The organism is Streptococcus sp. HSISS3 (assembly GCF_000448605.1).
GTDB classification, from domain to species: Bacteria; Bacillota; Bacilli; order Lactobacillales; family Streptococcaceae; genus Streptococcus; species Streptococcus raffinosi.
Genome location: NZ_CM002130.1, coordinates 806,832 through 822,331, shown reverse-complemented (window position 1 = coordinate 822,331; position 15,500 = coordinate 806,832). Strand labels below are relative to the sequence as shown.

The following is a 15,500-nucleotide window of genomic DNA, read 5'->3' as shown; positions in this document are numbered from 1 at the left end:
TTATCTTCCTTAAGTTTTTCATAAATAGAGCAAAAAACAGCACCAACTGGCACTGTTTCCAAGAAATATTTGTTATTAGAACAAACCAATTGCTGTTCCGTCTTCAGCAACATCCATCTTGAGGGCTGCTGGGGCTTTTGGCAAACCAGGCATGGTCATGACATTACCTGTAAGAGCTACGATAAAGCCGGCACCAGTCTTAGGAATGAACTCACGAATCGTGATATCGAAGCCTTCTGGAGCCCCGAGTAAGAATTGATTATCAGAGAAGCTGTATTGTGTTTTAGCCATACATACTGGCAATTTGTCCCAACCAAATTCTGCAAATTGTTTGAGCTGGTTCTTAGCTTTTTTCTCGAAGACAACTGATTTACCACCATAGATTTCAGTAACAATCTTAGTGATTTTCGCTTCCAAGCTATCATCATCAGAATAAAGACGTTTATAGTCAGCATTCTCATTTTCAACAGCATCAACAACCGCGTTGGCAAGGTCAATACCACCATCAGCACCATTAGCCCAAACGCTAGCCAATTCAACAGGAACATCGATTTCTGCACAAAGTTCTTTAAGGGCTGCAATTTCAGCTTCTGTATCAGCAACAAACTCGTTAATAGCAACGACTGCTGGAAGACCAAATTTACGAACGTTTTCCACATGACGTTTCAAGTTTGCGAAGCCATCACGAACGGCCTGAACATTTTCTTCAGAGAGGTCCGTTTTGGCTACCCCACCGTGCATTTTAAGGGCACGAAGTGTCGCAACAATAACAACAGCATCAGGAGTTGTCGGGAGGTTTGGAGTCTTGATATCAAGGAATTTTTCAGCACCAAGGTCAGCACCGAAACCTGCTTCAGTAATCGTATAATCAGCCAAACGAAGAGCTGTAGCTGTAGCTAGAACTGAGTTACATCCGTGAGCGATATTGGCAAATGGACCACCGTGTACCAAGGCTGGTGTCCCATAAATTGTCTGTACCAAGTTAGGTTTGATGGCATCTTTAAGAATAAGGGTAAGCGCACCTTCAATTTCAAGATCACGTACATAAACTGGTGTACGGTCATAACGGTAGGCAACTACAATGTTAGCCAAACGTTCTTTAAGGTCATTAATATCAGTAGCCAAGCAAAGAATCGCCATGATTTCAGACGCAACAGTAATATCAAAACCATCTTCACGTGGAATACCATTAAGTGGTCCGCCAAGACCAACGTTTACATGACGAAGCGCACGGTCATTAAGGTCAACCACACGTTTCCAAATGATACGACGTTGGTCAATGCCGAGAGCATTTCCTTGATGAATATGGTTGTCAAGAAGGGCTGACAAAGCATTATTCGCTGTAGTAATAGCGTGCATATCCCCTGTGAAGTGGAGGTTGATATCTTCCATCGGAAGCACTTGAGCGTAACCACCACCTGCAGCACCACCTTTGATTCCCATAACCGGACCAAGAGATGGTTCACGAAGGGCAATCATTGTTTTCTTACCAATTTTGTTAAGAGCATCTGCAAGACCAATTGACATGGTTGACTTCCCTTCACCAGCTGGTGTTGGGTTGATAGCTGTCACCAAAATCAATTTTCCTGGCTTATTGTCTTTGACAGCATTGATTTTATCAAATGACAATTTTGCCTTATATTTTCCGTAGAGTTCCAAATCGTCAAAGCCGATTCCAACTTTTTCAACTACTTCTGTGATTGGTTTTAATTCTACACTTTGAGCAATTTCGATATCTGTTTTCATGAGACACTCCTCTATATTTTTCTAGAATCTATTATATCAGAGTTTGATAAAAAACGCATTATTTTTGGTTAATTACTTTTCAATGTTCGGTTTTTGTTTTGTTATAAATCGTTATAACTTTAATTTATAGGGGTACACCCCAAAAATACCTACTATATATTTACTAAAGACTCAATTTTTAGTACAATACTACTATGAAAATTTTGATTACATCGGGTGGTACCACTGAAAAGATTGATGCTGTACGTGGAATCACAAACCATTCAACAGGTTATCTAGGAAAGGAAATCGCAGAACTTTTCTTGGCTAAGGGTCACCAAGTAACCTTAGTAACGACCAAGACAGCGGTTAAACCAGAACCGAAAGAAAATCTAAAGATTACAGAAATTACGAACGTAGAAAGTCTTCTCAAAAAGATGGAGCCACTCGTCAAAGAGCACGATGTTCTTATACATAGTATGGCAGTCTCTGATTATACTCCTATTTATATGACGGATTTTGCTGAACTGGAGGACACCGAAGATCTCGCTCAATTCTTGCATAAATCTAACACTGAAAGCAAGATATCATCGGCTTCTGATTATCAGGTTCTTTTTCTTAAAAAAACACCGAAGGTCATTAGCCTCGTCAAACAATGGAATCCTGATATTCAATTGATTGGCTTCAAACTTTTGGTTAATGTAAGAAAAGAAGAGCTTTTTGAGGTTGCTCGTGCAAGTCTGAAACGCAACAAAGCTGATATTATTGTTGCCAACGACTTGAGTGATATTACTCCAGATCAACATATTGCCTATCTAGTTGACGAGAAAAGCGAGGAGAAGGTTAGGACCAAAGCTGCAATTGCTCGAGCTTTATTTGAAAGGATATGTCATGACTAAACGTATCATTCTGGCTGTGTCAGGATCAATTTCTGCCTATAAAGCAGCTGATTTAACAAGCAGATTAAAGAAAAAAAGCTATGACGTTAACGTCATTATGACTGAAGCTGCTCAAGCCTTTATCACCCCTCTGACACTTCAAGTTCTCTCGAAGAACCCTGTTCACACTGATGTCATGGAGGAAAAATTAGCTGACCGTATCAATCATATTGACCTAGGTAAGGAAGCTGACCTCTTTATTGTTGCTCCAGCTTCAGCCAATACTATTGCTAAGTTAGCTAACGGGATGGCTGATAACATGCTGACTGCTACTGCTTTAGCACTACCCAGCACCACCCCAAAACTAATTTCACCAGCAATGAATACTAAAATGTATGACAATCCATTGACTAGGAAAAATTTAGATACTTTGCATGACCTTGGCTACCAAGAAATTCTTCCTAAGTCTGGTGTACTCGCCTGTGGAGATACGGGACGTGGTGCTTTGGCTGATATTGATGTCATTCTTGAAGCAATTGACTCTAAGCTAATAAATTAACTTTCTACAAACAATAGGAGATGAAGATGAATAAGAAAAGTAAGGCAAACCAAACGGCGCAGTTGGCACTCTTGATAGCTACAATGGTGGTCATTGAAGTGCTCAGTCAAACTATTTTCGCTGCTTTTGTACTCCCCATCAAACCAACCCTAACACATATTCCAGTGATTATTGCTAGTATCGTCTATGGCCCCAAAATTGGAGCCTATTTAGGTGGTTTCATGGGACTTATGAGTATCGTCCGTAACACAGTGATCTACACAGTGAGCAGCTACCTTTTTAGTCCCTTTGTTGAAGGTGGAACTTGGGCATCTGCTGTTATTGCTATTGTTCCTCGTGTATTAATCGGTATCTTACCGTATTTTGTTTACAAGATACTTCAAAACCGCTTAGGCTTGACACTTTCTGGAGTCATTGGAGCCTTTACAAATACCTTTTTCGTACTCTTGGGTATCTACTTTTTAATTCCTAATTTCTACTCACAGGGTGGCAAAACCTTAATGGCAACCATTTTTACAACCAACTCGATTGCCGAAATGGTTATTGCTGGACTTTTGACAGTAAGTATCACTCCTATGCTTCTACGATTGAAAAAGTAAATTATTTAATCTATGGATAGTGCTGAAAATCAGATACTATTCTACAAACTCGTAAGGAAAATTTTTATGAAAAAATCAACCGCTATTGCACGAATTGCCATCTTTTTTGCAGTGATGCTCACCATTCATTTTGTGACGTCTTTCATTCTCGAATTTGTTCCGTCTGGGATTCAACCGACCTTGGTTCATATTCCTGTTGTTATCGCTTCCGTCATTTATGGACCTAGGATTGGAGCCATTTTGGGACTCCTAATGGGACTCTTTAGTGTGACCATGAATACATTGGTCTTGACACCAGCAAGTTTCCTCTTTAGTCCCTTTGTCTCACATGGAAACCTCTATTCTCTCATTATTGCACTGGTTCCACGTATTTTAATTGGAGTGACTCCTTACTTCATCTATCGCTGGCTACACAATCGTACTGGTTTGGTAACAGCTGCTATTGTCGGATCTATGACCAATACCATTTTTGTTCTATTAGGAATTTACATCTTCTTCGGCAACATCTATGGTGGCAGCTTTCAACATTTTCTTGCTTTGATTTTGACAACAAACTCTCTTATTGAAGTCATTGCTACAGTTCTTGTCGCAACTGCAGCCGTTCCGACGCTTGAAAGATTAAAATAATTAGTTAGGTCGAGACTGATATGTCTTGGCTCTTTTATTTTCATTTACATTTCAGATACCATTTTCTTTTTAAAAAGATTTACAATTATCGCTAGAATTTTCTGAAAAAATTTGTTATAATGTAAGCGATTAAAAATATAAAGGAGAATGCTATGTCTTACACTGAAAATTATAAAAAATGGCTCGATTTTGCTGAATTACCAACTTACCTTCGTGACGAGTTGGTCGCAATGGATGAAAAAACCAAAGAAGATGCCTTCTATACCAACCTTGAATTCGGTACAGCTGGTATGCGTGGTTTGATTGGTGCTGGTACAAACCGTATCAACATTTATGTGGTCCGTCAAGCGACTGAAGGTTTGGCGCAATTAATCGACTCAAAAGGTGAGGAAGCTAAAAAACGTGGGGTTGCTATTGCCTATGACAGCCGTCACTTCTCTCCAGAATTTGCATTTGAATCTGCACAAGTTTTGGCAGCGCACGGTATCAAATCTTATGTATTTGAAAGCCTTCGTCCAACACCTGAGTTGTCATTTGCAGTACGTCATCTTCACACATTTGCTGGTATCATGGTAACAGCTAGTCACAACCCTGCACCATTTAATGGTTACAAGGTTTACGGAGAAGATGGTGGACAAATGCCACCAGCAGATGCAGATGCATTGACAGACTACATCCGTGCTATCGAAAATCCTTTCACAGTGAAATTGGCTGATTTAGAAGAAAGCAAGGCTAGTGGACTAATTGAAGTCATCGGTGAAAATGTTGATGCTGAATACTTGAAAGAAGTTAAAGATGTCAACATCAACCAAGACTTGATTAATGAATACGGTCGTGACATGAAGATTGTCTACACACCACTTCACGGTACAGGTGAAATGTTGGCACGTCGTGCACTTGCTCAAGCTGGATTTGATGCTGTTCAAGTCGTTGAAGCTCAAGCTGTTCCAGATGCTGACTTCTCTACTGTCAAATCACCAAACCCAGAAAACCAAGAAGCCTTTGCTCTTGCTGAAGAACTCGGTCGTAAAGTAGATGCCGACGTATTGGTTGCAACTGACCCTGATGCAGACCGTCTTGGTGTTGAAATTCGCCAACCAGATGGTTCTTACCTCAACCTTTCAGGTAACCAAATTGGTGCTATCATCGCCAAATATATCCTCGAAGCTCACAAAACAGCTGGTACCCTTCCAACTAATGCAGCTCTTTGTAAATCAATCGTATCAACTGAGTTGGTAACTAAGATTGCGGAAAGCTACGGCGCTACTATGTTTAACGTCTTGACTGGTTTCAAATTTATCGGTGAAAAGATTCATGAATTTGAAACACAACACAATTACACTTACATGCTTGGTTTTGAAGAAAGCTTCGGTTACCTCATCAAACCATTTGTACGTGATAAAGACGCTATCCAAGCTGTTCTTATCGTTGCAGAAATCGCAGCCTACTACCGTTCACGTGGTATGACATTGGCTGATGGTATTGAAGAAATCTACAAAGAATATGGCTACTTCGCAGAAAAGACTATTTCTGTTACTCTCTCAGGTGTCGATGGTGCTGCTGAAATCAAGAAAATCATGGATAAATTCCGTGGCAATGCTCCTAAACAATTCAACAACACTGATATTGCTAAGACAGAAGACTTCTTAGAACAAACAGCTACTACTGCTGCCGGCGTAGAAAAATTGACAACTCCTCCAAGTAATGTATTGAAATACTTCTTGGCTGATGATTCATGGTTTGCCGTTCGTCCTTCAGGTACAGAACCAAAAATCAAATTCTACATTGCAACAGTTGGAGAATCTGAAGCAGATGCTAAACAAAAGATTGCCAATATTGAAGCAGAAATTAACGCTTTCGTAGGGTAATAAGATTTAACTGTTTAGACATCAAATAACACAAGATTTTATTGAATAGTCTCTCAGACTATACAAGCTTACAGGGGTTAGATGGAACATTAATTCTGTCTAACCTTTTTCTGATTTCCTTTATGTCTGTTTTAAGTTCTTTAAGTTTGAGGGAAATCAGAACATCTTTAAGCCACTACCTTTTAAGAGACAAAAAGACCACTTATAGATGATCTATAAGTGGTTTTAAAATCGTTTTATTACTTCTCAGAATTTGAATGACTCTTAAATAAAGCATGTGTTGCATTGTAAATATGTCTAGCTGTCGCTGCATTATTCATCGTATACAGGTGAACTCCTGCAACGTCTTGTGTAACCAAATCCACGATTTGGTCAACAGCATATGCTAAACCGGCAGCTCTAAGAGATTCAGGATCATGCTCATACTTATCCAAAATAGCACGGAATTTACGTGGCAAGTGGATATTTTCACAGGTCTTAAGTAGGCGTAAGGCTTGATTACGATTCAAAATAGGCATAATACCAGCATGGATAGGCACATCAATACCAGCAAGAGTACATTTATCTTGGAAATCGTAGAAGCGTTCATTATCAAAGAAGAGTTGAGTCACAAGACTAGAGCAACCAGAATCAACTTTTTTCTTAAGATTTTGAATATCGGAGATTTGATTTGGTGAATCAGGGTGACCTTCAGGATAACAAGCACCGACAATATCAAATTGAGGAGCCTTTTCCTTGATAAACTCAATCAAATCAGTAGCATATGTGAAATCTTTAAGAGGTTCAACCCCTGGGATAATATCACCACGAAGGGCCAAAATACGATGCACACCGACAGCATCTAATTCACGAAGTGTGTCCGCAACCTTTTCTTTTGTCAAATAAATAGCTGGAAGATGGGCAATTGTCGGGATAGCTAGATCATTTTGAATATGGTTTGCCAAAGGAACCGTTGTCTCTTTGATATTATATTTGTTATTACTAGCTGTGACACTAATAAAATGGGGTGACAGTCCTTTCATATCCTCAAGGGCAAGCAAAATTTTTCATTACCTACAGCTGGATTAGGCGGAAAGACTTCAAAAGAGAGTGATGGTGTTTGGCTTGTCATATATTTTACCTTCTTCTTTTTAGATTTTTGTTGAGACAAAAGCAAATTTTAGTGTTTAGTCATCTCAGAACCACATAGAAACAATTTTAGCTAGCCTACTTGCAAAAATCTTTAGGAATCATTACCTATTGAAGACCCTCTACACTCAGTAAGAAGGTCTTCAAAGTATTATAATGTTAATTACAAGTTTTCACGAGCTGCTTTTGCGGCTGCTACGAGCTTAATCAAACTTTCTTTAGTTTCTTTGATACCACGAGTTTTCAAACCACAGTCTGGATTGATCCATACTTTGCTACTTGGAACTTTAGCCAAGATTGCTTCAATTGTGTGATCAATTTCACCGTCTTTAGGGACACGTGGTGAGTGGATATCGTAAACCCCAGGTCCAACTTCTGTTTGGAAGTTTTTCGCTTTAAGCTCGTCCAAGATTTCAAGGTTTGAACGGCTAGCTTCAAATGAGATAACATCTGCATCTAAGTTATCGATAGCTGGGATGATATCTGTAAATTCTGAATAACACATGTGAGTGTGGATTTGTGTGTCTGGTGCTACTGTTGAGTGTACCAAACGGAAGGCTGGAATCGCCCAGTCAAGGTAGTCTTCGTACCAGTCACTGCGACGGAGTGGCAATTTTTCACGAAGTGCAGCTTCGTCAATTTGGATGATTTTAACGCCTGCTGCTTCAAGGTCTAGAACTTCATCCTTAATAGCAAGGGCGATTTGAAGAGTAGAATCCTTGATAGAGATGTCTTCACGTGGGAATGACCAGTTAAGGATAGTAACAGGTCCAGTCAACATACCCTTAACAGGCTTGTCTGTACGGCTTTGTGCATAGCTAGACCATTTCACAGTGATTGGGTTAAGACGAGTGACATCACCCCAGATGATTGGTGGTTTAACCCCACGCATACCATATGATTGCACCCAACCATTTTTAGAGAAGAGGTAACCAGACAAGTTTTGACCGAAGTACTCAACCATGTCGTTACGTTCAAATTCACCATGGACAAGAACATCAAATCCAACTTCTTCTTGCCACTTAATCCATTCATCGATTTCTTGTGCAAGGAAAGCATCGTAATCTTCTTGTGACAATTCATGCTTACGGAAGGCCAAACGTTTAGAACGCACTTCCTTAGTTTGAGGGAATGAACCAATAGTTGTTGTTGGAAGCAATGGAAGTTTGAAAGCATCTTTTTGAATAGCTTCACGTTCTGCAAAAGCTGGCAAACGTGTGTAATCTGCTTCTGTCAAGCCTGCAATACGAGCACGAAGTTCAGCGTTTTCACCAACACGTTCAGTAGCAAAGAGATCTTTGTTAGCAGCAAGTGCTTCAGCACCTTGACCATTGCGGATAGCATCCAAATCACGAAGTTCTTCCAATTTTTCAACGGCAAAAGCAAAGTGATTCAAAATGGCTGGTTCAAAGTCTTCATTAGCAGTTGTAAATGGTACATGAAGAAGAGAACATGAAGTCGTCAAGACAACATTTTCAGCTGGAACTTGATCCAAGATTTCCAAGCTCTTTTCATAGTTATTACGCCAGATATTTTTACCATTAACAATACCAGCATAGAGAGTCTTGTCAGCTGGGAAACCACCTTTAACAAGTTCAAGTGTCTTCTTACCTTCGACAAAGTCAAGACCAATACCGTCAACTGGCAAGTTCACGAGATCATTATAGACATCACGAACATCACCAAAGTATGTTTGAATCAAGACTTCAAGGCCTTTCTTGTCAGCCAAGAGTTTATTGTAAAGATTCAAGAAGAGTGCTTTTTCATCAGCTGTCAAATCTTTAACAAGTGCTGGTTCATCAAGTTGGATACGAGTCGCACCAAGTTCAGTCAATTTAGCAAAAACTTCTTGGTAGGCAGCTACAAAACTATCAACGAAGTCTTCGGCTTTTACACCATCTTCAAAGTCAGATAATTGAAGGAAAGTGAATGGTCCAACAACAACTGGACGAGTGTTGATACCCAATTCTTTTGCTTCTTGGTACTCATCAAAAATCTTGTGACCAGCAAGTTTAACTTCTGTTGTTTTTTCAAATTTTGGAACGATGTAATGGTAGTTAGTATTGAACCATTTTTTCATCGGAAGGGCACGTACATCCCCTTTTTCACCTTGGTAACCACGCGCCAAAGCAAAATATTGTTCCAATTCTGTCAAATCCAAGTTTTGAACAGATGCAGGCACAACGTTGAATAAGAAAGCCGCATCAAGGAAATTATCATAGTGAGAAAAGTCATTTGAAGGAATCTCAGTAATACCTTTTTCTTTGACAATATTCCAATGCTTAGCACGCAAGTCTTTAGCTGCAGCCAAAAGTTCATCTGCTGTGATTTCTTTTCTAAAGTATTTTTCTGTTGTAAATTTTAATTCGCGGAATTCACCCAAACGTGGGAAACCAATGATAGTAGTTGACATCTTGTGTCCTCCTCTTTGTTGTTGCATTAATCTTACCAAAGAAATAGCTTTCTGTATAATTGGTATTAGTTTTCTCTATATATAGTTTTTAGCTATAACCTATAAACTAAGGGATTTATCCTGTCTGTTATCTCCTTTTGCTTAGATATTATTATAGCTAATAACTATAGGTATGGTAGCAAAAAATCCCTAGACATTTGTCTAGAGATTCTTGTTGCTGTACCTGATAGCTTAAGCCTTACCTTTCTCCTTATTGCTGTATTAATAGAGAAAGCCAGAACTATAATGACTAACTCCTAATAGATTCTATCACTCTCTCTTGAATCCAAGATGATGTATAAGACATATTTTCACTATTATAACTATTCCAAATAAAATAACCAAAAACTGCTAGTACAAGTAGGAAACAAATTCCCAAAACGGCTAACCAAATGATTTGTTTCTTTAAACTGTCATATTCATTCATATAGCCATTATGAATTTTAATCAGTTCATCTCTCTTTTTGTTATTAGACTCTTTGGCAATGGCAATTTCAAGTTCATACATCTGGTGTTTCCAAGAATTGCCTTTTTTTGTTTTTTTATTTGAAAGGTTGCTGCTACCTTTCTCAAATTTATTTTTTCAGTCATAATTCCCTCTAAAATCTTCTTTTACTCCTTTCATTATAACATATGTAAAACTATCTGAAAAGTTCATCTTTGGTTAAAATTTTGAGAATAAGATTTAAAACATGAAAAATAACCAGAGACAAACTTCTTATGTTATACTCTAACTATGCATAAGAAAACTGTTATTGATTTTAAAGATTTTGGGCTGAGACAAGTCTTTAAAAATCCTCTCAAAGAATTAAAAACCAAAGATATTAATGAAGTTAAACCACTTCTAGCCCAAGTAGAGGCCTATCAAAAAGAAGGCTATTATGCAGTGGGCTACCTTTCCTACGAAGCGTCTGCGGCCTTTGAACCTAAGTTTGAGGTTTTGAATGGCCCCTTAATGTCTGAATATCTCCTCTATTTCACCATTCATGAAACCGTTCAAACGGAACCTCTTCCATTATCGTATGAGCCAGTTTCTCTACCGGATTCATGGAAGGAGCTAACTTCAGCTTCTGAATATAAGGAGGCTATCCAGAAAATACATCATCATATCCGACAAGGAGATACCTACCAGGTCAACTATACTGTTCAATTGCAACAAGACCTAACTGCAGACCCTTTTGCCATCTATAACCGGCTTGTTGTCGAGCAGAATGCTCACTACAACGCCTTTATTCAACATGATGACCTTTCTATTATTTCTATAAGTCCAGAGCTTTTCTTTAAGAAAGAGGGCGATACACTAACCACACGTCCTATGAAAGGCACGACCAATCGCGGTTTAACAACTGCTACTGACCTCAAACAGGCTCAGTGGCTTGCGCATGATCAAAAAAATCGTTCAGAAAATATGATGATTGTTGATCTCCTACGCAATGATATGAACCGTATCTCAAAAATAGGTAGTGAAAAGGTCAAAAGCCTTTGTCACGTTGAACAATACTCTACAGTTTGGCAAATGACTTCTACTATTGAAACACAGCTCTTAGAAAATAAGAATCTAAGTGATGTCTTTCAAGCACTTTTCCCTTGTGGATCAATCACTGGAGCACCCAAAATAGCTACTATGTCTATTATCTCAGCGGTAGAAAAACAGGCGCGTGGTGTTTATTGTGGGACTATCGGTATTTTACCACCTCAGGGACCGACAATTTTCAATGTTGCAATCCGAACCCTTCAAATGCAGGGAACAAAAGCTATCTATGGTGTCGGGGGAGGCATTACCTGGGATAGCAATTGGGCAGATGAATATGAAGAAACCAAGCAAAAAGCAGCTGTTTTATATCGTCAGAATCCTAAATTTGATCTCATTTCAACTGGTCTGGTCCATCAAGGAAGATTACTCTTTATAGAGGAGCACCTTAATCGCTTACAAGAGGCCAGCCGCTACTTTGATTTTCCTTTTAAGAAGGAAGAAGCTCACTATCAAGTAGAATCCCTGTGTCAGTCTTTTGATGTTGACACAGACTATCGTCTTAAATTCTCTCTTTCAAAAGACGGTGAACTAAAGTTTGACCATTCTCCACTAATAGACTTGTCCGATAGTTTTTGCCAAGCAAGATTAGTGGAGCAATTGCATCCTTTGGATAGCCCCTATACCTTCTTTAAAACAAGTTACCGACCTCACCTTAGTATCGGACCTCATGAGCAAATCTACTATAACCATGAGGGGCAACTCCTAGAAACCTCTATCGGTAACCTCGTTGTCAAAATTAATAACCAACTGTACACACCTCCTGTGCAACTTGGTATCCTAAATGGGATTTACAGACAGCACCTGATAGCTCAAAAAGAAGTTAAAGAAAAGGTATTAACTTTAGTTGACCTAAAACAAGCTCAAGCTATCTATGCTTGTAATGCTGTGAGAGGATTGTATGAATTAAGTATTAGAGGTTAACCTGAGCTTTAAAGGATCACTTTGTGTTTTCTACCATTCCGTCACTGCTAGCGATTAAGTTTTATTACTATTTCTTCTATTGAATAATTAACCATTTCAGTTTAAATGCAGTATAATACTAGATAGCAGTCATTAAAGCTATGATTCCTTTAATGACAAATAATGCAATCCTGAAACTTAAAGCTCAGGAACAGTTTTAGAAAGGACAAAAACCTTAAATGAAAAATTTTAAAGGCTTGACTTCTGCTGAAGTTCAAGCTAGTAAAAACACCCATGGCGATAATAGACTCTCTAGCAAAGAAGCTAACTCGCTTCTCTCAATCTTTATCGAAGCCTTCCAAGATCAATGGATTCTTATCCTCTTGGCTGCCTTAGGATTAAAAATTATCTTCAACTTTGTTGGAATGATTTTCCCTGCTATTGGTGAAGCTAATTGGTATGAGGCTATCTCACTAATTTTCGCCATTTTGATGTCTACAGGATTTTCAGCCATTTCACAATACCGTAACGAGCAAAAATTCAATACCCTTCAGGAAGAGGCTTCAAAAACTAATGCTAAGGTTTATCGTGATGGTAAACTTAAAGAGGTTCTCGTGGATAATATTGTAAAAGGAGATCAAATCCTCCTTCAATCAGGTGACAAGGTTCCAGTGGACGGTATCATCCTGGAAGGTGAGTTAAAAGTAAACCAAGCTGTCCTTAATGGTGAGAGCGAGGATGCTAAAAAACTTCCTCTTGGTGATCAAGAAGAACCAGATTCTTCAGACCTCTTTACAGAGCTCAAAGTCTTCCGTGGAACTGTTGTGACTTCTGGTGAAGCTGTTATGGAGGCTACACAAATTGGTGACAATACAGTCTTAGGAAGTATTAATACCTCTCTTCAAGAAGACAGTAAAGATTCTCCTTCTAAAGAAAAGCTTAATCAACTTGCTGGAAACATCGGTGTCCTTGGTTATAGTGCCGGTGGTGCCTATTCCGTTATCAACCTTGTATTAGGCTTTATTGCCCTCAATAAGGCTAATAACCTCAATGGTGGTTCAATTTTCCTTCTTATCATTGAAACAATTCTCTTTGCGGTTACTATCATCATCATGGCTGTTCCAGAAGGACTTCCAATGATGTTGGCCCTTGTTTCTTCTATGAACTCAGGTCGACTTTTGGCTCAAAATATTCTGGTTCGCCATCCTGATACCATTGAAACAGCTGGATACATGAATATCCTCTTCAGTGATAAGACTGGTACTATCACTGAAGGTAAACTATCTGTAGTTGACTTTTTCCTTGCTGATGGAACACTCTATGCAGCAACTGGTGAAACTGATGCTCCAGATTTTGACACAATATCAGATAGCCTTAAAGCAGAAATGATTAATGGTATCGGTCTTAATAACGATGCTATGATAGCAGATGGCAATGCTGTTGGTAGTAATGCTACAGACCGTGCACTTCTTGACTTCCTTATTGGACGTGATAGCCTTAATTTTGATACCAACTCTATTACTGAGAAGCAACAATTCAACTCAGCAACAAAATTTGCAAGTGTGACGACTAATGACGGAAAAACCTACATCAAGGGCGCTCCAGAATTTATCCTAAATGACTGCTACTACTATCTTGATAAATATGGACATAAGCAAAACTTTACAGATGATATCAAAACTCATTTCCAAGAATTATCTTTGGAACAAGCAAACCGTTCAATGCGTTTGCTTGCTATCCTTAATACAAATGGTAATGATAAAGTCTTGATTGGTATCGTATGTATCCGTGATAATGTTCGTTCGTCAATTAAACAAACCGTTGAAACCATGAACCGTGCAGGTGTACAAGTCGTTATGGTAACTGGTGACCGTAAGGAAACTGCCGTTGCCATTGCTAAGGAGGCTGGTATTGTTACTGGAGAAAACGACCTTGTTCTAACTCATGATGAACTCACTGCCCTTTCAAATCAAGAACTTAAGCAAAAATTACCTTTCTTGAAGGTTGTTAGCCGTGCCCTTCCAATGGATAAAAAACGCCTTATTGAAGCTGCTCAGGACCTTGATATGGTCGCTGGTATGACAGGAGATGGAGTTAACGACTCACCTGCCCTCAAATCAGCTGATGTCGGCTTCTCAATGGGTGACGGTACTGAAGTCGCACGAGAAGCCTCAGATATCGTTATCTTGAATAATTCATTGACTTCGATTGAAAAAGCTGTCCTCTATGGACGCACCATGAGTAAGTCAGTAAGTAAATTTATTATCTTCCAGTTAACCGTTAACGTGACGACTATTGCCATGTCACTTCTCTCACCACTTTTAGGTCTCAAAGAGCCATTTACAATTATCCAAATTCTCTGGATTAACCTTATCATGGATACACTCGCTGCCCTCGCCTTTGGTGAAGAGCCTACGCTAGATCGTTACATGAACGAAAAACCAGTCGCTAAGAAAGCAAATATTCTTACTGGCTATATGAAGTCTGCTATCGGTGTAGCTAGTGTCTTCATTACTGTCGTATGTTTGGCAATTCTCAAAAATGTTGGTGGTATTCAAGACTTTATCACAAATGGAACTGGAAACTTTGAAATGGTAACAACATTTACATTTACTGTATTTATCTATGCTGTCATTTTCAACTCGCTTAATACACGTAGTAATGGATTCAATGTGTTTGAACATATCAGTGAAAACAAGAAATTCTCAATTGTAATGATTTCTATCGCTGTTGTTCAAACCTTGATTATCCAATTCGGTGGAAAAGTATTTAGTACTGTTCCAATGGATATTCATCACTATATCGTTGCTCTTCTTATTGCTGTATTGATTATACCAGCAGATTTCATTCGAAAGGCCCTTACAAAAAAGAATTAACATAAACTATTTAGCTAAAACTCAAAAAGGATTGGACGTTTCTAATTACCTCCAATCCTTTTTATTTGTTCACTGTTCTGTCCATCGCATAGTATCAATTGATTCATTAGATAATAGCTTAGTATCAATCTAGAATAAAATCAATATATCCTTACAAACTTGCTATAGCTTAAAAATAGGATGTTTTGAAGCCTTCGTATGAAATCCAAATATGAATGTATTGCACCAGTAAAATCATTTTAAATCTGTCACTTTTTATTACTTATATGATCGTACAATGAGTTAACAGACTGTAAATTGAAGTCATAATGATTTTTACCCATAACAAAAAGGCCTTATCTAGGCCTTTTTTTG

Annotated in this window: 9 protein-coding genes and 2 pseudogenes; 7 read left to right on the top strand and 4 right to left on the bottom strand. The window is 38.6% G+C overall.

Annotated features, from left to right (window positions below; translation table 11 throughout):
* Positions 1–75: 75 nt before the first annotated feature.
* Positions 76–1,746: a formate--tetrahydrofolate ligase gene (locus tag HSISS3_RS03925; RefSeq protein ID WP_021151771.1), complete on the bottom strand. Its 1,671-nt coding sequence runs from the start codon at positions 1,744–1,746 to the stop codon at positions 76–78.
* Positions 1,747–1,940: 194 nt separating this feature from the next.
* Between HSISS3_RS03925 and HSISS3_RS03920 the strand changes: the two genes are divergently transcribed.
* From HSISS3_RS03920 to HSISS3_RS03900, 5 genes are all read left to right on the top strand, one after another.
* On the top strand, positions 1,941–2,624 hold the full coding sequence (locus HSISS3_RS03920; RefSeq protein WP_021151770.1) for a phosphopantothenate--cysteine ligase: 684 nt from the start codon (positions 1,941–1,943) through the stop codon (positions 2,622–2,624).
* A complete protein-coding gene (coaC, locus tag HSISS3_RS03915; protein WP_021151769.1) occupies positions 2,617–3,162 on the top strand; it encodes a phosphopantothenoylcysteine decarboxylase in 546 nt (181 codons plus the stop codon). Before HSISS3_RS03920 ends, coaC begins: the two co-directional genes overlap by 8 nt.
* A 26-nt stretch (positions 3,163–3,188) precedes the next feature.
* On the top strand, positions 3,189–3,761 hold the full coding sequence (locus tag HSISS3_RS03910) for an ECF transporter S component (protein WP_021145209.1): 573 nt from the start codon (positions 3,189–3,191) through the stop codon (positions 3,759–3,761).
* 66 nt (positions 3,762–3,827) lie between these two features.
* Positions 3,828–4,388 (top strand): ECF transporter S component, encoded by a 561-nt coding sequence (locus tag HSISS3_RS03905; protein WP_021145208.1) that lies wholly within the window; start codon positions 3,828–3,830, stop codon positions 4,386–4,388.
* 152 nt (positions 4,389–4,540) lie between these two features.
* A complete protein-coding gene (locus HSISS3_RS03900; protein ID WP_021145207.1) occupies positions 4,541–6,256 on the top strand; it encodes a phospho-sugar mutase in 1,716 nt (571 codons plus the stop codon).
* Between the two features lie 239 nt (positions 6,257–6,495).
* Here HSISS3_RS03900 and metF read toward each other — a convergent pair.
* The 3 genes and pseudogenes from metF to HSISS3_RS03885 all read right to left on the bottom strand — a co-directional run.
* A pseudogene (metF, locus tag HSISS3_RS03895) lies at positions 6,496–7,367 on the bottom strand (methylenetetrahydrofolate reductase [NAD(P)H]).
* 180 nt (positions 7,368–7,547) lie between these two features.
* Positions 7,548–9,797, bottom strand: a complete 2,250-nt coding sequence (gene metE, locus HSISS3_RS03890) for a 5-methyltetrahydropteroyltriglutamate--homocysteine S-methyltransferase (protein WP_021151767.1) — start codon at positions 9,795–9,797, stop codon at positions 7,548–7,550.
* 289 nt (positions 9,798–10,086) lie between these two features.
* A pseudogene (locus HSISS3_RS03885) lies at positions 10,087–10,419 on the bottom strand (hypothetical protein); the annotation flags it as partial.
* Positions 10,420–10,572: 153 nt separating this feature from the next.
* Between HSISS3_RS03885 and pabB the strand changes: the two are divergent.
* Both pabB and HSISS3_RS03875 read left to right on the top strand, forming a co-directional pair.
* Positions 10,573–12,291 carry an aminodeoxychorismate synthase component I gene (gene pabB / locus HSISS3_RS03880; RefSeq protein WP_021145202.1) on the top strand — a complete coding sequence of 573 codons (1,719 nt, stop codon included), beginning with the start codon at positions 10,573–10,575 and terminating at the stop codon, positions 12,289–12,291.
* Between the two features lie 218 nt (positions 12,292–12,509).
* Entirely contained in the window at positions 12,510–15,146 is a 2,637-nt protein-coding gene (locus tag HSISS3_RS03875; RefSeq protein ID WP_021151766.1) for a calcium-translocating P-type ATPase, PMCA-type, read from the top strand.
* The last annotated feature ends 354 nt before the right edge of the window (positions 15,147–15,500 follow it).